Genomic DNA, 21613 nt, shown 5'->3' with positions numbered 1-21613 from the left:
GGAGTTGAGGCGATGAAACGAGGCTTTACCAACTCGTAATATTGCGTTAACAGGCCCCACAAGGGCCCCGATCGTGAAGGAGAAAGAGTATGTTCAGGTCACTGATTCTTGCAGCGGTATTACTGGCTTCAGCCCCGCTGATCGCCAATGCGGGCGAAATCACCCTGTTGCCATCAGTAAAATTACAAATTGGCGATCGTGACGACTACGGCAGATACTGGGACGGTGGCTACTGGCGCGACCGTGACTACTGGAACCGTCACTATGAGTGGCGCGGAGACCGCTGGTGGAAACATGATAACGGCAGACACCGCGGCTGGTATAAAGACAACGCGTATGAGCGCGGCTACCGCGAAGGCTGGAACGATCGTGACGACCGTCGCGGCGGCTGGGATCGCGGCGGGAAAGGACGCGGCCACGGTCATGGCCACGGTCACCATTAATGCAAAAAGGAGCCTCCCGGCTCCTTTTTCTTTTAGAGACCCAACGCGGTGCCAACCAGCAGCCACAGGTTCAGCGCCACTACCACCACCACGATGGCCCACCCGGTCCGTTTCACCAGGGTCGAGTTGACCAGTTCGCCCATCAGGTTTTTGTTGCTGGTAAAGATCAGCAGCGGCACCAGCGCCAGCGCGATACCAAAACTCAGCAGCACCTGGCTCATGACCAGAATTCGCGTAGGATCGAGCCCCATCAGGATCACGATAAATGACGGTAGCATGGTGACGGAGCGACGAACCCACAGCGGAATATGGAAGCGGACAAACCCCTGCATCACCACCTGGCCTGCCAGCGTGCCCACCACCGTAGAAGAGAGACCGGCAGCCACCAGGCTGAGACCAAATATCGTGGCGGCAGCATGGCTCAGTAAGGGCTCCAGCGTGAGATAAGCCTGGTCGAGATCGGCAATACCGGTGTGGCCGTTAAAGTGGAAAGCGGCGGCAGCGGTAGCCATCATCGCCAGATTGACAAACCCCGCGATGGTCATGGCAATCGCCACGTCCCATTTGGTGGCGGAGTAACGCTCTTTGCGCGTCCCACCGTGGAGATGCTGAGTCAGCGAGGAGTGCAGGTAAATCACATGCGGCATGATAGTCGCCCCCAATACCCCGGCAGCCAGGAACACCGCTTCCGAGGTTGGCAGGCTTGGGATTGCCATACCTTTACCGAGCTGCACCAGATTCGGCTGTGAGAAAATCAGCTCCACGATATAGGCCGCCGCGACAAACAGCAGCAGACCGCCGATAACCTTCTCCAGCGGCTTTTGACCTCGACGCTGCAGCATCAGGATCAGGAAAGTGGCAATCCCGGTCAGTACCGCCCCCTGCAACAGCGACACGCCCAGAATCAGTTTAAACCCGATCGCTGCGCCAATAAATTCAGCGAGGTCAGTGGCCATGGCTATGATTTCCGCCTGAACCCAATAGAGCCAGACGGCCGGACGCGGATAATGGTCGCGAATTTGCTCTGCCAGGTTTTTACCTGTGGCAATCCCCAGCTTTGCGGAGAGCATCTGAATCAGCATCGCCATCAGGTTTGCCCAGACGACCACCCACAGCAGCTTATAGCCGAAGCTGGCCCCGGCCTGAATATTGGTCGCAAAGTTACCTGGATCGATATAGCCAATGGCAGCGATGAACGCAGGTCCCATTAATGCGAACCGCAACTTGCGCGCGGCTCTGCCACTGCTACCCTCTACGCGACTGTTTGTCATTTCTGCCTCTGAAATATAGCCTTTGCTATGTTTAATCCTATCAAAATGAGAATGATTATCAAGATCATTTATGCTGTTTGCAGTGATTTCTCTGATAGCTTTGAACGATAGACGGGCGGGTAAGTGGGGCGATCTAACAGAAACTGAAATCGCGCGCGCTTTTGTGAAGACTAGCACACAAACTTAACTTTTCACTCATTTACCTAACATAACAAAAATGTATTGTGGATCACTATTTTTGAGACTCGTCACAGGATGTAACTATAGTGTGTCCTCGATCTCGTTTTCTTTTCGCTTGTTACATAGAATGTGCACGAAAATTAAACCTGCCTCATATTTGGAGCAAATATGGACCGCGTCCTTCATTTTGTCCTGGCACTTGTTGTCGTTACTGCACTTGCATTGCTGGTCAGCACAGACCGCAAAAAAATTCGTATCCGTTATGTTGTCCAGCTGCTGGTCATTGAAGTTTTACTTGCGTGGTTCTTCCTGAACTCCAACGTAGGCCTCGGCTTCGTGAAAGGCTTCTCCGAAATGTTTGAAAAACTGCTCGGATTCGCTAATGAAGGGACCAACTTTGTCTTCGGTAAAATGAACGACGAAGGCCTGGCGTTCTTCTTCCTGAAGGTTCTCTGCCCTATCGTCTTCATCTCCGCGCTGATCGGTATTCTGCAGCACATCCGCGTTCTGCCGTTCGTTATTCGTGGAATTGGTTTCCTGTTGTCCAAAGTGAACGGCATGGGCAAGCTGGAATCCTTCAACGCCGTCAGTTCCCTGATCCTCGGTCAGTCTGAGAACTTCATCGCGTATAAAGATATTCTCGGCAAAATGTCCCGCAACCGCATGTACACCATGGCGGCAACCGCAATGTCTACCGTTTCCATGTCTATCGTGGGCGCGTATATGACCATGCTGGAGCCAAAGTATGTTGTTGCGGCGCTGGTTCTGAACATGTTCAGCACCTTTATCGTTCTGTCGCTGATCAACCCGTACCGCGTTGATGCCAGCGAAGAGAACATCCAGATGTCTAACCTGCACGAAGGCCAGAGCTTCTTCGAAATGCTGGGTGAGTACATTCTGGCGGGCTTCAAAGTGGCGATTATCGTTGCCGCCATGCTGATCGGCTTCATTGCGCTGATTTCTGCGCTGAACGCCCTGTTCGCAGCGGTGCTGGGTATCTCCTTCCAGGGTATTCTGGGCTACATCTTCTACCCGGTTGCATGGGTGATGGGTGTGCCAGCTCACGAAGCGCTGCAGGTGGGCAGTATCATGGCAACCAAACTGGTTTCTAACGAATTCGTTGCGATGATGGATCTGCAGAAAATTGCCAGCACGCTTTCTCCGCGCGCGGAAGGCATTCTGTCCGTGTTCCTGGTCTCCTTCGCGAACTTCTCGTCCATCGGGATTATCGCGGGCGCGATTAAAGGTCTGAACGAAGAACAGGGCAACGTGGTTTCTCGCTTTGGCCTGAAGCTGGTTTACGGATCTACGCTGGTGAGCGTCCTGTCTGCTTCTATCGCGGCACTGGTGCTCTAACCTTTAGCGTTAAACAAAAACCGGGAGCCTGGCTCCCGGTTTTTTTATGCCCGCCATTCTTCCAGCGGCTTGGGTTTGCCTATCAGGTAGCCCTGCAGATAATCCACGCCGAAACGAAGCAGCATCTCCCGCTGCGCCGGTGTTTCGACGTATTCCGCTACGACGCACAGCGATTTCGTCTTCGCCAGATTACACATCGATTGCACGATCATCGCATCCATATCATCGTTACAAATGTCTTTAACAAAGCAGCCGTCAATTTTAATGATGTCCGCCTGCAGGCGCCTGAGGCGCTCGTAGTTGGCGTAGCCGGTACCAAAATCATCAATGGCAATCCGGAAACCGTAATCCCGCAGCTGCTGAATATTGTGGATGCTGCAGCCTGAATTTGAGAAGGCCTGCTCTTCGGTAATCTCAATCACGACGGACTGAGGCGCAACGCCGTAGCGTTCAAAGAGCGCGCAAATCTCGGTCGCCACCTCTTTTTGCATCAGCGTGAGCGGCATCAGATTAACGGAGAAACGGGCGCCAGCCTGCGTTGAAGGGTGATCGCGCAGCCACAGCAGTAATTTCTCCATGACGCACATATCAAACCGGTGGCTGAGGTTGAACTGGGCAATCAACGGAATAAAGCGGTCAGGAGTGAAGATCTCTCCCTCGCTCTCCATACGCGCCAGAATTTCGTAGTAGCCGCTCCCGTCCGCCTTCTGGATCGGTTGCGCGTACAAATGGAACTGGCCCGCCTCCAGGGCATGCTTAATCCGCGCAAGCATCAGGACTCGCTCTGTCGTTTGCCCTGATGCCGCCTCGAGGCTATTCGTGAGCGCAAGCACGTTGTTTGTTGTTCCGCAGGATTGCTCGGCCAGCCAGCTCAGTTGCCCCAGCGTGTGGTGCAACTTTTCGCCGTTTTCCACCATTCCCCAGGACGCGCCAAATTCAATATCCAGCCCGGTGTTGTTCCAGAAAATCTTACGGCTGTTCAGCCGATCAACCATATGCTGTAAGCGCTCAGCGGTTCCCGGGCCCAGTAATACCAGCACAAGCTCGCTTCCGGGGAGCTGGAAGAGCGTCTCATCTTTTTGCAGGAGAGGCTGCAGCGACGTGGCGATCGTGCGTTTGCAGTGGACCCGCATCAGGATCCCATAGTGGCGACTCAAAAATTCCAGGTTATCCATACGCAGAATGCTCACTTTTGCATCCGGGTGAATCTCAAGATAATCCTCCAGCGCACGAATATTGGGCAATCCGGTCAGCGGATCGGTGAGCGCCCTCCCCTGCCAGCCCCGCTTAAGCCACTCGCTGCGCTGGTAAATACGCGACATATAGAGCAGGCAGATCGCGAACGAGATAAGCACGGACAGAATAAAAGAGAGCGAATGGCCCGATTCCACCCCGTTAAGGAAGTTGTAGTTGTAGGTCAACAGCAGGAGCGCAGATACAGCCCAGAGCAGAGAAATCAACGCATAGGTCAGTCGGCTTATCGCTAAGGTAAAAAGAATAAAAATCAGCGGCATCAAATAGCCCGCAATGACGGGAGATTCAAAAGGACCACATAAAATGATGAGAATGAAACTTAAAAGCAACAGCCAGGCAAAAATATATAATGAATTCTTGTGAAAAAACACGGGCTTCACGCTTCGTCGCCAGAAACTTATTGCATAACGAGGATTAATTATCATTCTTAACGGGTAATAGAACATCATGGTAAAAATCAATGCCGCACATATCAGGCTTTGTATATCCACAACGTTATAAATTACCGTTCCTTCACCGAAAAAGGTCGAAATTGTCACCGGAAAATCAAACAAATAGCCTGCCAAATACATTGACAGCTTAATCCCTATTGGCACCATAAAACCGAGCCAGAATATCCGTAATCCGATGTGCTTGTTAGGGATGCAGTAACGCCAACGCTTACCCAGCATGATACGCAGAAGGCCGCACGCCGCGAACAACGCAAAGGTCTGACAGAACAGTAATACTAAATATTGTAGCGGTGCTAAATTTATATAGAATAAATTAGTGACAGTAAAACCTAACAAAATGGGAAGAATAGCCCTGCGCCCAAATAGCAGGATTACCGCCAGCATCACGCTTAAAGGTAACCATGCTAAATAAACGTCGTGACCATTAACAATTGCGCGGGGAGAAAGATAACGGGAGACAGGCACCGCAATCAGGCATAAAGCCAGAGCAATCATAAATATCTTTACATTATTGTAAGCTTTTCTATTCATTAACCGGGGCGTTATTTTCCGAGAGAATTATTGACCGGATGGATAATAGGTTTATTAATTGCGCGAATCAAGTTCAAGTCTATTTTTAGACTGGTTAATTGATGCCGATTGAGGTGAGGTATGGGAATACCTTCTTTTTGATAACAAAATGCGGGAGAGTGTGTTACAAACACATAAAAAAAACCCTCGTCTTTTGACGAGGGTTTACAATTTTGGTGGAGCTAAGCGGGATCGAACCGCTGACCTCTTGCATGCCATGCAAGCGCTCTCCCAGCTGAGCTATAGCCCCACATGTTACTTTACTGACCGCACTCTGTTGGGTTCAGAGTTTGGTGGAGCTAAGCGGGATCGAACCGCTGACCTCTTGCATGCCATGCAAGCGCTCTCCCAGCTGAGCTATAGCCCCATCGTAAAGCTGTCATGTTGACGGGCGGCATAATATGAATTCCGCCGCGGGGTGTCAACGGCAAAATCAATCCCAGCCATTCAATCGCCGAAAAATCATGCAAATGAATCACTTTGCGAGCCTGCTCGCAGCCAGGAGTTAAGCCTGTCACGTTTTCACGTAAAACGGTGCTATAAAATGAGCCGTTAATTAACCCTACTGATATTCAGGAAATTGCATGATCAAGGAACGAATGACGCCAGAAGAGTTAGCCCTTCTCACTGGCTATAGCCGCCAGACCATCAATAAATGGGTACGCAAAGAGGGTTGGATTACGTCACCAAAACCAGGCGTCCAGGGCGGGAAAGCGCGCCTGGTACATGTGAACGACAAAGTCCGTGACTTTATTCGCAGCGCACGTCGGGCAAGCGAAACATCCGAACTGCCTGGAGGCAGCAGTCATGATAGTTCGCTTCACACGCTGCTCCTGACGCTGGCCAATGAAATGACGCCGGAAGAGCAGAAACAGATGACATCGCTGCTACTGCGGGAAGGGATTACCGGTTTGTTGCAACGTTTAGGGATTCGCGATCGGGACTGATATGAAAAAATTACGGAGCAAAATGACCACGGAAGAGCTGGCAGAGAGTTTGGGTGTTGCCAGGCAAACGGTTAATCGCTGGATACGCCAGAAAAGGTGGAAAACCGAAGGACTCAACGGCGTGAAAGGCGGTCGCGCGAGGCTCATTCATGTTGATGCGCGCGTGAAAGAACATATTATGAGCCTCCCGGCGATCCGCAACCGTCAGGCGGTGTACCATCTCGCGGAGGCCACGTCTTCCTATACTGCCCCCTCTTCAAACCTGTGTCCGGGCATTATTGAGACGCTGGAGAGTATGACTCAGCCAGAACAGAGGCGTCTGGACGCCTTATTGAAACGCGAAGGCATACACGGTTTTCTTACGCGGCTCGGTATCGCGGAAAAAGAGGCATAAAAAAACGGCAGGTTCCCCTGCCGTTTTTTTATCTGAGACGTTATTACTGCTGATTTTCACGTTCAGCGATAAAGTCCAGCGCCTTGTTAATACGCGCCACGCTGCGTGATTTGCCGATCGCGTGAACCGTCACATCCAGCGCCGGAGACTGCCCCGCCCCGGTCACCGCAACGCGCAGTGGCATGCCGACTTTACCCATACCGACTTCCAGCTCGTCTGCCGTCGCCTGAATCGCTTGATGCACATTCTCAGCGGTCCACTCGGAAAGGGCCGCCAGCTTGTCACGCACCACTTCCAACGGCTGACGCGCAACCGGACGGAGGTGCTTCTTCGCGGCGTCCGCGTCGAACGTATCAAACTCTTCATAGAAGTAGCGGCAGCTTTCGGCAATCTCTTTCAGCGTTTTGCAGCGCTCGCCGAGGAGTTTCACCAGGTCAGCCAGCTCAGGGCCAGTGCGGGTATCAATATTTGCCTGCTCAATGTGCCACTGCAGGTAAGTCGCCACATATTCCGGCGGCATGGTGTTGATGTAGTGATGGTTCAGCCACAGGAGCTTGTCGGTATTAAATGCGCTCGCTGATTTGCTTACAGAGCTCAGAGAGAACAGTTCGATCATCTCTTCGCGGCTGAAGATCTCCTGGTCACCGTGAGCCCAGCCCAGACGCACCAGATAGTTCAGCAGCGCTTCCGGAAGATAGCCGTCATCGCGATATTGCATAACGCTTACCGCGCCGTGACGTTTAGACAGTTTTTTCCCGTCATCACCGTTGATCATGGAGACGTGCGCATAGACAGGCACAGGGGCGTTCAGCGCTTTCAGGATGTTGATCTGACGTGGCGTATTGTTGATATGGTCTTCACCACGGACAACGTGGGTAATTTCCATATCCCAGTCGTCAACCACGACGCAGAAGTTATAGGTTGGAGAACCGTCGGTACGACGGATGATCAGATCGTCCAGCTCCTGGTTGCTGAATTCAATGGGGCCACGGATCTGGTCGTCAAAGATCACCGAGCCCTCTTGCGGGTTAGCGAAACGCACCACGCAAGGCTCGTCAGCAGCATGCTCGCTATGGTCGTGGCGGCAGCGGCCGTCATAACGCGGCTTTTCACCGTTAGCCATCTGCGCTTCACGCAGTTCATCCAGACGCTCTTTAGAGCAGTAGCATTTATACGCCGTGCCCGCGACCAGCATTTCATCAATGACGGCGTTATAGCGGTCAAAGCGTTTGGTCTGGAAATAAGGGCCTTCGTCCCATTCCAGATTCAGCCAGTTCATCCCATCCATAATGGCTTCAATTGCTTCCGGCGTGGAGCGCTCAAGATCGGTGTCTTCAATACGCAGCACGAACTCACCTTTGTTGTGGCGTGCGAAAAGCCAGGAATAGAGAGCGGTACGTGCACCACCGACGTGCAGATAGCCTGTCGGGCTCGGCGCGAAGCGAGTTTTGATTTTCATGAAATGGCCTTACGTTATAAAGATGCCGGCAATCGGCAAATCCTGGGGAAAAAACGATGGGCAATATTCTATCACTGTGCGGCGATTCCTCAATGTTGATCCCTTTATCGTGACCGAGTTTGCGATTTTTGTTTAGAAATCATGCGCCACAGCCCGTTTCGCGATCGTTTTGCTTAATTTTACGACGAACGAATAAAAACTTTAGAAAATGCGTTGACTCATTTTCAACTCTCCCTATAATGCGACTCCACACAGCGGGGGTGATTAGCTCAGTTGGTAGAGCATCTCCTTTACACGGAGGGGGTCGGCGGTTCGAGCCCGTCATCACCCACCATCTACTTCGGTAGACTCGCAGTGTAGATAAGAATTGAGATTGGGCGATTAGCTCAGTTGGTAGAGCATCTCCTTTACACGGAGGGGGTCGGCGGTTCGAGCCCGTCATCGCCCACCACTCTCACCTTATCGCAGTAGTTCCGAAATGGGCGATTAGCTCAGTTGGTAGAGCATCTCCTTTACACGGAGGGGGTCGGCGGTTCGAGCCCGTCATCGCCCACCATTTCGGGTCGTTAGCTCAGTTGGTAGAGCAGTTGACTTTTAATCAATTGGTCGCAGGTTCGAATCCTGCACGACCCACCAGTGTAAAAAAGCGCCCTAAAGGCGCTTTTTTGCTATCCGCAGTTTGTCTACTTTCGACCTCCAGTAACGCATCATTAATACTGATTGCGTATCGATGTTACTCCCCGCCAGATATGGCAGTTTTGCTCAAGCTAATCCCGTTAGTGCCGATACCTCTGTTTTATAACGCGAGGAAAGACTATGACGACCATTCAGGCTTCAACCCAGATGATTCAAACCAGCAGCGGTGGGAGTGGTGCTTCTGGCAGTAACGACATCGCTTCCCAGATCAGCAGTATTATTGACAAGATCAAAAAGCTGACTCAGCAGTTAAAAGAGCTGGCGAACAGCACCGGCAGCGCTGATGAGAAGAAGAAGCAGCAGGAACTTATTCAGACCCAGATCAAAGTGCTTCAGGCGCAGCTCGCCTCACTGCAGCGCCAGCAGGCAGAAGAGGCCCAAAAGAAGCAGGATCAAAAGCTGGGCAAAGTGGAAGGTGTGAATAACCCTTCAGACAATAATCAGATTGATATCTACATCTAATCTTCTGATGCGTTAAACAGTGGGTCGCGTATGCGGGCTTCGGTTAATCGTTGTGCCTGGATACGCACCACTTCCCAGATAGCCTGCGCCGCCCCCGAGAGTGAGCGATTTTTTCGCCGCACCAGCATCAGCTTTCGCTCAACAACGGGCGCTAATCGCCTGACGGCCAGCCGGCTTCCCTGCGGCAGGGGAAGCGCCAGGGCGGGCAACACGCTGATGCCAATGCCGGCTTCCACCATGGGAAACAGCGTCGCCGGGTGACCAATCTCCTGCACGATCGTTGCTTTTACGCCCTGATTCACCAGCGCGGAATCAATCAGCGGACGACTGCCCGAGGCATAATCCTGTAAAACCAGGTTCGCGCCCGTCAGACACTGCCAGCTGACTTCCGGCAACGTGGCCAGCGGGTCGTCGTCACGGCAGAGCAGCAAGAATGGCTCGGAAAGTACGCTTTCACACGCCAGATCGCTCGCCTGGCCGGGATCGATCACAATACCAAAATCCACATCGCCCTGGCGGATGCTCTCCAGCACCCACTGCTGCGGCCTGTCATGCAGGACAAAATCAATATCCGGATAGCGGTGGCTTCCCTCGGCAATACACTGCGGGATAAGGTGCGCAGAGATTGTCTGGCTGGCCGCGACGCGCACGGTCCCCGAAAGCTGCTGCCCCAGCCTCCCCACGTCTCTGAGCGTGCTGTTTAGCTCATCCAGCAGCCGTTCGAGGCGCAGGGCCAGCTGCTGCCCCGCTTCGGTCAGCACCACTTCGCGCGTGGTGCGGTCAAGCAATTTCACCCCGGTCTGATTCTCCAGCTCTTTCACGCTGTGGCTGACCGCCGACTGGCTCAGGCCAATCTTCTCGCCTGCCCGGCTAAAGCTGCGGGCGTGGGCGACGGTGACGAAAATACGAAGCTGACGTAAGGAATAATTCATCTGTTTCATTCATGAATGGATGCAATAAATCAATTTTATTTCTCAAATAGAAAAAAGCACAATAGCGACATCTGATTTCAGGAGTCATTATGAAACTATTTCGTATTCTTGATCCGTTCACGCTTACCCTGGTGGTTACCGTTTTACTGGCCTCGTTTTTCCCCGCCCGCGGGGGCTTCGTCCCGTTTTTTGAAGGGCTGACGACGGCCGCCATCGCGCTGCTGTTCTTTATGCACGGTGCAAAACTCTCCCGCGAAGCCATTATTGCCGGCGGTAGCCACTGGCGGCTGCATCTCTGGGTGATGTGCAGCACGTTCATTCTGTTCCCAATCCTCGGAGTGCTGTTTGCCTGGTGGGCGCCGGTTAACGTCGACCCGGCGCTCTACACCGGTTTCCTGTATCTCTGTATTCTGCCGGCTACCGTGCAGTCCGCCATTGCCTTTACCTCTCTCGCGGGAGGAAACGTTGCGGCCGCGGTTTGCTCGGCATCGGCATCCAGCCTGTTAGGGATTTTCGTTTCCCCGCTGCTGGTGGGCCTGCTGATGAACATGCACGGCGCGGAAGGCAATCTCGAGCAGGTTGGAAAAATTTGCCTGCAGCTGCTGCTGCCGTTTGTCCTGGGGCATCTATCCCGTCCATGGACCGGGGCGTTCGTGGCTAAGCACAAGAAATGGATCTCAAAAACCGACCAGTCGTCGATTCTGCTGGTGGTCTATTCCGCCTTCAGCGAAGCGGTCGTTAACGGGATCTGGCATAAGGTGGGCGCAGGCTCGCTGCTGTTTATCGTGGTGGTCAGCCTCGTTCTGCTGGCGATTGTGATTGCGGTAAACGTCTTTGTGGCACGCAGGTGCGGCTTCAGCAAAGCAGATGAAATCACCATTGTCTTCTGCGGTTCCAAAAAGAGCCTGGCGAACGGTATTCCGATGGCCAATATTCTGTTCCCGACCTCGGTGATTGGGATGATGGTGCTGCCGCTGATGATTTTCCACCAGATCCAGCTGATGGTCTGCGCGGTGCTGGCGCGTCGCTACAAGCGCCAGACTGAAAAGCTGGCGCAGAAAGAGACCCGCGCCGCGAAGGCTTAAGGACGTTTCAGGGGCTGAACCAGCTGGGTCAGCCCCTCGGTTTTGATCAGTAACGTGATAGCCATCAGCTCGCCCAGTCGCCCTGTCGGGAATTCATCCTTACGGGCAAACCACAGCAGATACTCCTCCGGCAAATCAATCAGCCTGCGGCCCTTGTATTTACCGAACGGCATCTCCGTATTGGCAATCTCAACGAGCTGTTCTTTCTCCACGTTACTCTCCTAACAGACGCATCATTTCCGCTTCGTCGATAACCTCAATGCCGAGCTCCTGGGCTTTCGCCAGCTTCGAGCCCGCCGCTTCCCCGGCGATCACCAGGTCGGTTTTCTTCGACACGCTGCCCGCCACTTTGGCCCCCAGCGCCACCAGGCGCGCTTTCGCATCGTCGCGTGAAAGCTGGCTCAGGCTGCCGGTCAGGACTACCGTTTTACCGGCGAACGGGCTGTCGATCTCTTCGGCGTTAACCACTACCGGCGCGGGCCACTTAATGCCCTCTTCCAGCAGCTTGCCGATAACTTCACGGTTGCTCTCTTCGGCGAAGAAGTTAAAGACGTGCGTGGCGACCACAATGCCAACGTCAGGGACTTTCTGCAGCTCGTCGATGCTTGCCTTTTCCAGCGCCTCCAGCGTACCAAAATACGCCGCCAGGCCCGCCGCCGTTGCCTCACCCACTTCACGAATGCCCAGCGCGTACAGGAAGCGGGCAAAGGTGGTCTCTTTGGCGGCTTCGAGCGCGTTAACCACATTCTGGGCTGACTTTGGCCCCATGCGATCCAGGCCGGTCAGTTTTCCTGCCGTCAGCCTGAAGAGATCCGCTGGCGTATGGACATACTCTTTCTCAACCAGCTGATCGATAATCTTGTCGCCCATGCCGTCGACGTCCATCGCCCGACGGGAGACGAAGTGCTTCAGCGACTCTTTACGCTGCGCACCACAGATTAAGCCTCCCGTACAGCGCGCCACCGCTTCGCCTTCCACACGCTCAACGTCGGAGCCGCACACCGGGCAGTGGGTCGGGAAGACGATCTCGCGCGTATCGGCAGGACGCTCTGACTCCACGACGTTAACCACCTGCGGAATAACGTCGCCCGCGCGGCGAATCACCACTTTGTCACCAATGCGCAGGCCGAGGCGTTCGATTTCATCGGCGTTATGCAACGTGGCATTACTCACCAGCACGCCCGCGACCTGCACGGGCTCCAGACGTGCGACCGGGGTAATCGCCCCCGTACGGCCAACCTGGAACTCCACGTCGCGAACGAAGGTCATCTGCTCCTGAGCAGGGAATTTAAACGCCACCGCCCAGCGCGGCGCGCGCGCCACAAAGCCCAGCTGCTCCTGCAGCGCCAGTGAATTCACCTTGATGACGACGCCATCAATATCAAAACCGAGCGTCGGGCGGTCCTCTTCCACCTTGTGGTAGAACGCCAGCACCGCTTCCGGCGAGTCGCAGAGCTGAACGCGGTTGCTCACCGGCAGACCCCACGCTTTAAACTGCAGCAGACGTCCGAGGTGCGTATCCGGCAGCTCGCCGCCCTCCAGAATACCGACGCCGTAGCAGAAGAAAGTAAGCGGTCGCTTCGCGGTGATACGTGGATCAAGCTGGCGCAGAGAGCCTGCCGCCGCATTACGCGGGTTAGCAAACACCTTTCCGCCGGTGCGACGCGCCTCTTCGTTAATTTTCTCGAAGCCCGCCTGGGGCAGGAACACCTCGCCGCGCACTTCCAGACGTGCGGGAATGTTGTCACCCTGCAGCTTCAGCGGGATCGCGCGGATGGTACGCACGTTGGTGGTGATGTCTTCGCCCGTTGTACCGTCGCCACGCGTTGCGGCACGCACCAGCACGCCGTTTTCGTAGAGAAGGCTGACCGCCAGGCCATCCAGCTTGAGCTCGCAGCACCAGGTGAGGGAGTCGCTGCTTTTCAGGCGATCCTGCACGCGCTTGTTAAACGCGAGGAAGCTCTCTTCATCGAAGACGTTATCCAGCGACAGCATCGGCACCTCATGGCGCACCTGGCTGAAAGCGCCCAGCGGCTCAGCGCCGACGCGCTGGGTGGGGGAATCCGGCGTGATGAGCTCTGGATGCTGCGCCTCTAACTCGCGCAGCTCGCGCATCAGGCGGTCATATTCCGCATCCGGGACTTCCGGCGCGTCCATAACATGATAGAGGTATTCATGATGGCGAAGCGTGGTTCGCAGTTCAGTGAGTTGTTTTTCGATTGAGTCCATATCGCACCATCAATGAGAAAAAACCCCCGACAGGCGGGGGTTGAGGAGGAGTTGAAGTAAACGCGACGATTACGCGTTAGCTTCCTTAACTTCGCGGATGCGGTCCTGATACTCGCGCAGCTTCTGCGGGGTCATCATTCGACGCTGATCGTCAAGCACCACGCCACCGACTTCGTCAGCGATGTGCTGAGCGGACTGCAGCATCAGCTTAAAGTTTTGCAGTTCGTCGCCGTAAGAAGGTACCTGCATAAAGATAGTGACGCCCGGGGTCACGAAATCACCGGTCATTTCCGGATCAAAGGTACCAGGGTTAACCATGTTGGCCAGGCTGAAAAGCGCCGGGCCGCTACCGTCAGGGCTCAGGTGGCGATGGAAAATGTTCATATCGCCAAACTTGAATCCTGCCTGTTGAATACTGTTGAGCAGCACATCACCGTTGAGATGGCTGCCGTGATGCGCGGCCACGTTCATGATGATCACCGCTTCTTTACGCTGTGGTTTTTTAACAACCGGCTCTGGCTCTACAACGGGCTCAGGCTCAACGTGCGGGGCCGGAGCAGGCTGAGGCGCAGGCTGTACGTGAACAGGCTGCTGCGGTTGTTGTACCGGCTGAGCAGGCTGTTGCTGCACGGGCTGCTGTTGAACCGGCTGTGGCGCAGCAGGCTGCTGATAAACAGGCTGTTGCGGCGGCTGGCGCACCGGTTCTTCCACAGGCTGCGGCGCTGGCTGGCGCGGCTGTGCAGAAGCATACGGCGGTTGATACTGGTGCTGCGAAGGACGAGGCGCTTCATGCTCCCCATGGCCTGCGCCGGGCGCAGTATTGACCCGATGAACACGAACTTCACCCACGCCGTCGTCATCGCTGCCGTCGATGTCATCTTCACTGTCATCGTCGTCACGACTGGACTTCATGCGCTTCAGTGGGCGATCGCGGAACATCGAGGAACGCTCTTTACGGCTGGTCCAGAAACCATGTACCAGTAAAGCGATTATGGCGATCGCGCCAACAATGATTAATATCAGACGCAAATCCTGCATCATTATATTCTCTGTTGTTCTAACACCTTGCCACCACGGCAAACATTTACTCACTAAGAGTATTTGCCGTTTACGTCAAGTGCAAGTGTGTGCAGAGCATTCACAGCATAAAGATGAAGGAAATCGTGCTTTTTGCTGGTTTTTCGAACATTTCCGAACTGGTCATTGCTCCGTAAGTGGATAATATAGGCGGGCAATTCCACTGGTTGTGTAAAAAGGAGTACAGCCTGGCTATGGTTTCAACATCTTCTTCTCCCCCGCGCAGCGGCGTCTGGTATTTTTCTCAGGGCTGGAAACTGGTCTCCCTGCCGGGGATTCGACGCTTCGTGATTCTGCCGCTGTTGATCAACATTATTCTGATGGGCGGCGCGTTCTGGTGGCTATTCACAAAGCTGGAGAACTGGATCCCGTCGCTGATGAGTTACGTTCCGGACTGGCTGCAGTGGCTTAACTACCTGCTCTGGCCGGTGGCGGTAATTTCCGTGCTGCTGGTGTTTGGGTACTTCTTTTCGACGATTGCCAACTGGATAGCCGCACCGTTTAACGGTCTGCTGGCGGAACAGCTTGAAGCGCGGCTTACCGGCGCGACGCCGCCGGACACGGGCGTGCTGGGGATCATGAAAGACCTGCCACGCATCATGAAGCGCGAGTGGCAGAAGTTTGCCTGGTACCTGCCCCGCGCGATTGTGCTGCTTATCCTCTACTTTGTGCCAGGCATTGGCCAGACGGTGGCGCCGGTGCTGTGGTTTCTGTTCAGCGCCTGGATGCTGGCCATCCAGTACTGCGACTATCCGTTCGATAACCATAAGGTGCCGTTTAAAGAGATGCGCACTGCCCTGCGCAGTCAGAAGGTCGCCAATATGCAGTTTGGCGCGCTGACCAGCCTGTTCACCATGATTCCCTTCCTGAATCTGTTCATCATGCCCGTCGCCGTCTGCGGCGCGACGGCGATGTGGGTCGACTGCTACCGTGCTAAGCACGCGTTATGGAAATAATGCAAAAATGTGTAAAGCAGGGGTGGCTTATGCCGCCCCTTATTCCATACTGATCCCCATTATTTCCTTGCAGTATATAGATATGCGAATTCCTTACTTCCCCCTACCTGCTCAACAGGTATGCTGGGTCGGTATCCCAATTTCATACAGTTAAGGACAGGCCATGAGTAAGATTTATGAAGACAACTCGCTGACTATCGGTCATACGCCCCTGGTTCGACTGAACCGTATCGGTAATGGACGCATTCTGGCGAAGGTCGAATCACGTAACCCGAGCTTCAGCGTAAAATGCCGTATCGGTGCAAACATGATTTGGGATGCTGAAAAACGTGGCGTACTGAAGCCTGGCGTTGAGCTGGTGGAACCGACAAGCGGTAACACCGGTATCGCTCTGGCCTATGTGGCTGCCGCACGCGGCTACAAGCTGACGCTGACTATGCCAGAAACCATGAGCATCGAGCGTCGTAAGCTGCTTAAAGCGCTGGGCGCGAACCTGGTGCTGACCGAAGGCGCGAAGGGCATGAAGGGCGCCATTCAGAAAGCTGAAGAGATTGTGGCCAGCGATCCGGCGAAATATCTGCTGCTGCAGCAGTTCAGCAACCCGGCTAACCCGGAAATTCACGAGAAGACCACCGGTCCGGAAATCTGGGAAGATACCGACGGCCAGGTTGACATATTTATCTCCGGCGTGGGTACCGGCGGTACGCTGACCGGCGTGTCACGCTATATTAAAGGCACAAAGGGTAAAAAAGACCTGATCACCGTTGCCGTTGAGCCAACTGACTCACCGGTTATCACCCAGGCACTGGCGGGTGAAGAGCTTAAACCAGGCCCGCATAAAATTCAGGGTATTGGCGCAGGCTTCATTCCGGGCAACCTGGATCTGAAGCTGATCGATAAAGTGGTGACCATCACTAACGAAGAAGCCATTTCTACCGCGCGTCGCCTGATGGATGAAGAAGGCATTCTGGCGGGTATCTCTTCCGGTGCAGCCGTTGCGGCAGCACTCAAGCTTCAGGAAGATGAAGCCTTTACCAACAAGAATATTGTGGTTATCCTTCCTTCTTCAGGCGAGCGTTACCTGAGCACCGCACTGTTTGCCGATCTGTTTACCGAAAAAGAACTGCAACAGTAGTGCCAGCATGTTAATAACGCGTAAAAAAGCACCTTTTCAGGTGCTTTTTTGTGGCCTGCTTCAAACTTTTGCCCCTCCTGGCATTGCTTCACCCCGTTGGGTCTGGTATTTAAACCAGCAATTATTTTGATGCGTGAAATTAATCGGTGAATGAAATAGCCTTGCTGAATCGATTTTATGATTTGGTTCAAGTCTTGCTTTCGCTGCATAATGTTTAATGACGATCGAAACGTCAGCGCTAACAATACAGGCTAAAGTTCAGTCGCCAGGCTAGACTTTAGTTCCACAACACTAAACCTATAAGTTGGGGAAATACAATGTTCCAGCAAGAAGTTACCATTACCGCTCCGAACGGTCTGCACACCCGCCCTGCTGCTCAGTTTGTTAAAGAAGCAAAAGGCTTCACTTCTGAAATCACTGTGACTTCCAACGGCAAAAGCGCGAGCGCAAAAAGCCTGTTCAAACTGCAGACTCTGGGCCTGACTCAGGGCACCGTTGTCACCATCTCTGCAGAAGGTGAAGACGAGCAGAAAGCAGTTGAGCATCTGGTAAAACTGATGGCTGAGCTCGAGTAAGTTTCCGGGTTCTTTTAAATATCAGTCACAAGTAAGGTAGGGTTATGATTTCAGGCATTTTAGCATCCCCGGGTATCGCTTTCGGCAAAGCACTGCTGCTGAAAGAAGACGAGATCGTCATCGACCGGAAAAAAATTTCTGCCGACAAGGTTGATCAGGAAGTTGAACGTTTTCTGAGCGGTCGTGCCAAGGCATCTGCGCAACTGGAAGCAATCAAAACTAAAGCTGGCGAAACTTTCGGTGAAGAAAAAGAAGCCATCTTCGAAGGGCACATAATGCTGCTCGAAGATGAGGAGCTGGAGCAGGAAATCATAGCCCTGATTAAAGATAAAGGCATGACGGCCGACGCGGCTGCGCATGAAGTTATCGAAGGTCAGGCAACTGCCCTGGAAGAACTGGATGATGAATACCTGAAAGAGCGTGCGGCTGACGTACGTGACATCGGTAAGCGCCTGCTGCGCAACATCCTGGGTCTGGCCATCATCGACCTGAGCGCGATTCAGGATGAAGTCATCCTGGTTGCCGCTGACCTCACTCCGTCTGAAACCGCACAGCTGAACCTGAAAAAGGTCCTCGGTTTCATCACCGACGCGGGTGGCCGTACTTCCCACACCTCTATCATGGCGCGCTCTCTGGAACTGCCAGCCATCGTGGGTACCGGTAGCGTCACCTCTCAGGTGAAAAACGGCGACTATCTGATTCTGGATGCCGTAAACAATCTGGTTTACGTCAACCCAACTAATGAAGAGATCGATAAACTGCGCGCGGTTCAGGAGCAGGTTGCGACTGAAAAAGCGGAACTCGCTAAGCTGAAAGACCTGCCAGCCATCACCCTGGACGGCCATCAGGTAGAAGTGTGCGCAAACATCGGTACCGTCCGCGACGTTGATGGCGCTGAGCGCAACGGTGCGGAAGGCGTCGGTCTCTATCGTACAGAATTCCTGTTCATGGACCGCGACGCGCTGCCAACGGAAGAAGAGCAGTTTGCTGCTTATAAAGCCGTGGCTGAAGCGTGTGGCTCTCAGGCGGTTATCGTCCGTACCATGGACATCGGTGGCGACAAAGAGCTGCCGTACATGAACTTCCCGAAAGAAGAGAACCCGTTCCTGGGCTGGCGTGCAATCCGTATCGCGATGGATCGTAAAGAGATCCTGCGTGACCAGGTTCGCGCGATCCTGCGTGCGTCTGCTTTCGGTAAACTGCGCATCATGTTCCCGATGATCATCTCTGTTGAAGAAGTGCGTGCACTGAAGAAAGAGATCGAAATCTATAAACAGGAACTGCGCGACGAAGGTAAAGCGTTTGACGAGTCAATCGAGATCGGCGTGATGGTGGAAACACCTGCGGCGGCGACCATTGCGCGTCATTTAGCCAAAGAAGTTGATTTCTTTAGTATCGGCACCAATGATTTAACGCAGTACACCCTGGCAGTTGACCGTGGTAATGATATGATTTCACATCTCTACCAGCCAATGTCACCGTCCGTACTGAACTTGATCAAGCAAGTTATTGATGCTTCTCATGCAGAAGGTAAATGGACTGGCATGTGTGGTGAGCTTGCAGGCGACGAACGTGCTACACTTCTGTTGCTGGGTATGGGTCTGGACGAATTCTCTATGAGCGCCATTTCCATCCCGCGCATTAAGAAGATTATCCGTAACACGAACTTCGAAGATGCGAAGGTGTTAGCAGAGCAGGCTCTTGCTCAACCGACAACGGACGAGTTAATGACGCTGGTTAACAAGTTCATTGAAGAAAAAACAATCTGCTAATCCACGAGATGCGGCCCAAATTACTGCTTAGGAGAAGATCATGGGTTTGTTCGATAAACTGAAATCTCTGGTTTCTGATGATAAGAAAGACTCCGGAACTATTGAGATTGTTGCTCCGCTCTCCGGCGAGATCGTCAACATCGAAGACGTGCCGGATGTAGTGTTTGCTGAGAAAATCGTTGGTGATGGCATTGCTATCAAACCAACTGGCAACAAAATGGTTGCTCCAGTTGACGGCACCATCGGTAAAATTTTTGAAACCAACCATGCGTTCTCTATCGAATCTGATAGCGGTATCGAACTGTTCGTTCACTTCGGTATCGACACCGTTGAACTGAAAGGCGAAGGCTTCAAACGTATCGCGGAAGAAGGCCAGCGTGTTAAAGTTGGCGACCCGGTAATTGAATTCGATCTGCCACTGCTGGAAGAAAAAGCCAAGTCTACCCTGACGCCGGTTGTTATCTCCAACATGGACGAAATCAAAGAACTGATCAAACTGTCTGGCAGCGTCACCGTGGGTGAAACCCCGGTTATCCGCATCAAGAAGTAATTCTTGCCGCACAGAAAAATGGCGCCTTCGGGCGCCATTTTTGTTTATGCGGGGAGGATAAGCTCGTCGTAGCCTTTCGACTGGGTATAAAGCATCACGTCAGTCACCCGATCGCCGGCCATGCGAATGGCGTCGGCAACGGTTTTCCCCTCTACAATTCCGCTCACCAGCTCTGAACAGAACAGGTCGCCCGTCCCTTTCAGATCGGTTTCTACGCGCGGATGCGCGCTGACGGTCACGCCTTCATTCGTCACCAGCACTACGTGGATGTTTTCCGGGTCATCGGCCACCGGCGCGCTGGTGATCGCCACCCATTTCAGGCTGTCGGAGAGCAGTCCCTGCGCCGCAGAGATGGCGCTTTCCGGCGTACGGCACGGTTTGCCGCTTAACACTTCCAGCTCATAGACGTTTGGCGTGATCCCCTGCGCCAGTGGCAGCAGGTGCTCCCGATACGCCTGCGGGATCTCAGGCTTCACGTACATACCGCTGTCGATATCGCCGATAACCGGGTCGACCAGCACCAGCAGGTCAGGATGCTGCGCTTTGACCGCCTTCAGCCATTGAGCCAGCAGGACGATCTGGCTGGCGCTGCCCATATAGCCGGTGGTGACCGCTTTAAGCTCGCGCAGGATCTCGCGCTCTTCCAGTGCCTTAAGATAGCCGCTGAACCACTCGTCGGGGATCACCCCACCATAAAACGTGTCGTAGTGCGGCGTGTTGCTAAACAGTACCGTCGGCACGGCGGTAACGTTCAGCCTGTGGGTACGAATATTCGGTACCGCAATGCTGTTCCCCACGCTGCCGTAAACCACCTGCGACTGCACGGCGACAATGTCGGTTTGCTGCGCCCGGGTGTTATCCCGGAATAAAATCATCTCCATGACGCTTAAATCCCCGCCCCCTGCGAATAACTCTCTTCACCAAAGACGCCGGTAGACAGATAGCGATCGCCGCGATCGCAAATAATCGCCACCACTACGGCACCCGGGTTTGCCTGCGCTACCCGAATCGCACCCGCTACCGCGCCGCCCGAGCTGACGCCGCAGAAGATACCTTCGCGCACGGCCAGCTCACGCATGGTATTTTCCGCCTCGCGCTGGTGAAGATCCAGCACCTGATCCACCAGCTGCGCATTAAAGATGCCGGGCATATACTCCGCCGGCCAGCGGCGAATGCCCGGAATGCTGCTCCCCTCTTCCGGCTGGAGGCCAACGATGGTGACGGCTTTTTCCTGCTCGCGCAGAAAACGTGATACCCCGGTAATGGTGCCGGTGGTGCCCATGCTGGAGACAAAATGGGTGATACGCCCGTCGGTTTGCTGCCAGATTTCCGGGCCGGTGGTGGTGTAGTGCGCGTACGGGTTGTCCGGATTGTTGAACTGATCCAGCAGTTTACCTTCACCGCGCCCGGCCATTTCTAACGCCAGGTCGCGCGCGCCTTCCATTCCCTGCTCTTTGGTCACCAGAATCAGCTCGGCCCCGTAGGCACGCATCGCGGCGCGGCGCTCCTGGCTCATATTGTCCGGCATCAGCAGCTTCATGCGGTAGCCTTTCAGCGCCGCAATCATCGCCAGGGCGATACCGGTGTTGCCGCTGGTGGCCTCTATGAGCACGTCGCCTGGCTTAATTTCTCCGCGTTTTTCGGCCTGGACAATCATCGACAGCGCCGCTCGGTCTTTCACCGACCCCGCCGGGTTATTGCCTTCGAGTTTGACCCAGATTTCGCTGCCGTTGTCCGGCCCCATGCGCTGAAGCTTGACCAGAGGAGTGTTGCCGATGGTGTGTTCGAGTGTATTCACGATTTTTACTCAATAAAAAA

General features: G+C 53.9%; 20 protein-coding genes and 6 tRNA genes. 15 read left to right on the top strand and 11 right to left on the bottom strand.

Annotation, left to right across the window (positions count from 1 at the left end):
- The first annotated feature begins 89 nt into the window (after nucleotides 1–89).
- Complete coding sequence (locus tag ACOTZC_RS11880; RefSeq protein ID WP_023308717.1) at nucleotides 90–443, top strand: DUF2502 domain-containing protein; 354 nt, start codon at nucleotides 90–92, stop codon at nucleotides 441–443.
- 32 nt (nucleotides 444–475) lie between these two features.
- Here ACOTZC_RS11880 and ACOTZC_RS11875 read toward each other — a convergent pair whose 3' ends face one another.
- Nucleotides 476–1714, bottom strand: coding sequence for an Nramp family divalent metal transporter (locus ACOTZC_RS11875; protein WP_023308718.1), 1239 nt, complete (start codon nucleotides 1712–1714; stop codon nucleotides 476–478).
- A gap of 348 nt (nucleotides 1715–2062) precedes the next feature.
- On the opposite strand from ACOTZC_RS11875, the gene ACOTZC_RS11870 reads away from it, so the two are divergent.
- Nucleotides 2063–3250, top strand: a complete 1188-nt coding sequence (locus tag ACOTZC_RS11870; RefSeq protein WP_008501591.1) for a NupC/NupG family nucleoside CNT transporter — start codon at nucleotides 2063–2065, stop codon at nucleotides 3248–3250.
- Nucleotides 3251–3294: 44 nt separating this feature from the next.
- Here ACOTZC_RS11870 and ACOTZC_RS11865 read toward each other — a convergent pair whose 3' ends face one another.
- The 3 genes from ACOTZC_RS11865 to ACOTZC_RS11855 all read right to left on the bottom strand — a co-directional run bounded on the left by ACOTZC_RS11865 (nucleotide 3295) and on the right by ACOTZC_RS11855 (nucleotide 5893).
- Complete coding sequence (locus tag ACOTZC_RS11865; RefSeq protein WP_248161724.1) at nucleotides 3295–5487, bottom strand: sensor domain-containing phosphodiesterase; 2193 nt, start codon at nucleotides 5485–5487, stop codon at nucleotides 3295–3297.
- 213 nt (nucleotides 5488–5700) lie between these two features.
- Nucleotides 5701–5776, bottom strand: a tRNA-Ala gene (locus ACOTZC_RS11860).
- 41 nt (nucleotides 5777–5817) lie between these two features.
- A tRNA-Ala gene (locus tag ACOTZC_RS11855) sits at nucleotides 5818–5893 on the bottom strand.
- A gap of 217 nt (nucleotides 5894–6110) precedes the next feature.
- Here ACOTZC_RS11855 and ACOTZC_RS11850 point away from each other — a divergent pair.
- On the top strand, nucleotides 6111–6473 hold the full coding sequence (locus tag ACOTZC_RS11850) for a YfeC-like transcriptional regulator (RefSeq protein ID WP_023308720.1): 363 nt from the start codon (nucleotides 6111–6113) through the stop codon (nucleotides 6471–6473).
- Between the two features lies 1 nt (nucleotide 6474).
- A complete protein-coding gene (locus ACOTZC_RS11845) occupies nucleotides 6475–6867 on the top strand; it encodes a YfeC-like transcriptional regulator (protein ID WP_163354057.1) in 393 nt (130 codons plus the stop codon).
- A gap of 43 nt (nucleotides 6868–6910) precedes the next feature.
- On the opposite strand, the gene gltX is transcribed toward ACOTZC_RS11845, so the two are convergent.
- Nucleotides 6911–8326 (bottom strand): glutamate--tRNA ligase, encoded by a 1416-nt coding sequence (gene gltX / locus ACOTZC_RS11840; RefSeq protein ID WP_354664702.1) that lies wholly within the window; start codon nucleotides 8324–8326, stop codon nucleotides 6911–6913.
- A gap of 258 nt (nucleotides 8327–8584) precedes the next feature.
- On the opposite strand from gltX, the gene ACOTZC_RS11835 reads away from it, so the two are divergent.
- From ACOTZC_RS11835 to ACOTZC_RS11815, 5 genes are all read left to right on the top strand, one after another.
- A tRNA-Val gene (locus tag ACOTZC_RS11835) sits at nucleotides 8585–8660 on the top strand.
- Between the two features lie 41 nt (nucleotides 8661–8701).
- Nucleotides 8702–8777: transfer RNA gene (locus ACOTZC_RS11830), tRNA-Val, on the top strand.
- Between the two features lie 29 nt (nucleotides 8778–8806).
- Nucleotides 8807–8882: transfer RNA gene (locus ACOTZC_RS11825), tRNA-Val, on the top strand.
- 4 nt (nucleotides 8883–8886) lie between these two features.
- A tRNA-Lys gene (locus ACOTZC_RS11820) sits at nucleotides 8887–8962 on the top strand.
- Nucleotides 8963–9142: 180 nt separating this feature from the next.
- Nucleotides 9143–9484: a FlxA-like family protein gene (locus ACOTZC_RS11815; RefSeq protein WP_045355365.1), complete on the top strand. Its 342-nt coding sequence runs from the start codon at nucleotides 9143–9145 to the stop codon at nucleotides 9482–9484.
- Here ACOTZC_RS11815 and ACOTZC_RS11810 read toward each other — a convergent pair.
- Nucleotides 9481–10416 carry a LysR family transcriptional regulator gene (locus tag ACOTZC_RS11810; RefSeq protein ID WP_032668258.1) on the bottom strand — a complete coding sequence of 312 codons (936 nt, stop codon included), beginning with the start codon at nucleotides 10414–10416 and terminating at the stop codon, nucleotides 9481–9483. The genes ACOTZC_RS11815 and ACOTZC_RS11810 overlap by 4 nt on opposite strands.
- 89 nt (nucleotides 10417–10505) lie before the next feature.
- Here ACOTZC_RS11810 and ACOTZC_RS11805 point away from each other — a divergent pair, with 89 nt between their 5' ends.
- Entirely contained in the window at nucleotides 10506–11501 is a 996-nt protein-coding gene (locus ACOTZC_RS11805; protein WP_023308725.1) for a bile acid:sodium symporter family protein, read from the top strand.
- On the opposite strand, the gene ACOTZC_RS11800 is transcribed toward ACOTZC_RS11805, so the two are convergent.
- The 3 genes from ACOTZC_RS11800 to zipA all read right to left on the bottom strand — a co-directional run bounded on the left by ACOTZC_RS11800 (nucleotide 11498) and on the right by zipA (nucleotide 14771).
- Nucleotides 11498–11713 (bottom strand): DUF3820 family protein, encoded by a 216-nt coding sequence (locus tag ACOTZC_RS11800; RefSeq protein ID WP_045894690.1) that lies wholly within the window; start codon nucleotides 11711–11713, stop codon nucleotides 11498–11500. The two genes, ACOTZC_RS11805 and ACOTZC_RS11800, sit on opposite strands and share 4 nt — an antisense overlap.
- Nucleotide 11714: 1 nt before the next feature.
- Nucleotides 11715–13730, bottom strand: a complete 2016-nt coding sequence (gene ligA / locus ACOTZC_RS11795) for an NAD-dependent DNA ligase LigA (RefSeq protein ID WP_045399767.1) — start codon at nucleotides 13728–13730, stop codon at nucleotides 11715–11717.
- Nucleotides 13731–13799: 69 nt separating this feature from the next.
- On the bottom strand, nucleotides 13800–14771 hold the full coding sequence (gene zipA, locus ACOTZC_RS11790; protein WP_421635778.1) for a cell division protein ZipA: 972 nt from the start codon (nucleotides 14769–14771) through the stop codon (nucleotides 13800–13802).
- A 230-nt stretch (nucleotides 14772–15001) separates the two neighbouring features.
- Between zipA and cysZ the strand changes: the two genes are divergently transcribed.
- The 5 genes from cysZ (at nucleotide 15002) to crr (ending at nucleotide 19795) form a co-directional block, all read left to right on the top strand.
- Nucleotides 15002–15763 carry a sulfate transporter CysZ gene (gene cysZ, locus ACOTZC_RS11785; RefSeq protein ID WP_045399761.1) on the top strand — a complete coding sequence of 254 codons (762 nt, stop codon included), beginning with the start codon at nucleotides 15002–15004 and terminating at the stop codon, nucleotides 15761–15763.
- A gap of 163 nt (nucleotides 15764–15926) precedes the next feature.
- Complete coding sequence (gene cysK / locus ACOTZC_RS11780; RefSeq protein WP_335264270.1) at nucleotides 15927–16898, top strand: cysteine synthase A; 972 nt, start codon at nucleotides 15927–15929, stop codon at nucleotides 16896–16898.
- Between the two features lie 317 nt (nucleotides 16899–17215).
- Nucleotides 17216–17473, top strand: a complete 258-nt coding sequence (gene ptsH / locus ACOTZC_RS11775) for a phosphocarrier protein Hpr (RefSeq protein WP_000487600.1) — start codon at nucleotides 17216–17218, stop codon at nucleotides 17471–17473.
- A 44-nt stretch (nucleotides 17474–17517) separates the two neighbouring features.
- Nucleotides 17518–19245 carry a phosphoenolpyruvate-protein phosphotransferase PtsI gene (ptsI, locus tag ACOTZC_RS11770; RefSeq protein ID WP_023332954.1) on the top strand — a complete coding sequence of 576 codons (1728 nt, stop codon included), beginning with the start codon at nucleotides 17518–17520 and terminating at the stop codon, nucleotides 19243–19245.
- Between the two features lie 40 nt (nucleotides 19246–19285).
- Nucleotides 19286–19795, top strand: a complete 510-nt coding sequence (crr, locus tag ACOTZC_RS11765) for a PTS glucose transporter subunit IIA (protein WP_003861316.1) — start codon at nucleotides 19286–19288, stop codon at nucleotides 19793–19795.
- A 44-nt stretch (nucleotides 19796–19839) separates the two neighbouring features.
- On the opposite strand, the gene pdxK is transcribed toward crr, so the two are convergent.
- Together pdxK and cysM are read right to left on the bottom strand one after the other, a co-directional pair.
- Nucleotides 19840–20676, bottom strand: a complete 837-nt coding sequence (gene pdxK, locus ACOTZC_RS11760) for a pyridoxine/pyridoxal/pyridoxamine kinase (RefSeq protein WP_039263699.1) — start codon at nucleotides 20674–20676, stop codon at nucleotides 19840–19842.
- A 5-nt stretch (nucleotides 20677–20681) separates the two neighbouring features.
- Nucleotides 20682–21593, bottom strand: coding sequence for a cysteine synthase CysM (gene cysM / locus ACOTZC_RS11755; RefSeq protein ID WP_045355358.1), 912 nt, complete (start codon nucleotides 21591–21593; stop codon nucleotides 20682–20684).
- Between the last annotated feature and the right edge of the window lie 20 nt (nucleotides 21594–21613).

It is taken from the genome of Enterobacter cloacae complex sp. SHL009 (assembly GCF_049237205.1).
Taxonomy (GTDB): Bacteria; Pseudomonadota; Gammaproteobacteria; order Enterobacterales; family Enterobacteriaceae; genus Enterobacter; species Enterobacter cloacae_M.
Note: the sequence above shows the minus strand (reverse complement) of the source record. Positions and strands in the feature narration are given on the sequence as shown.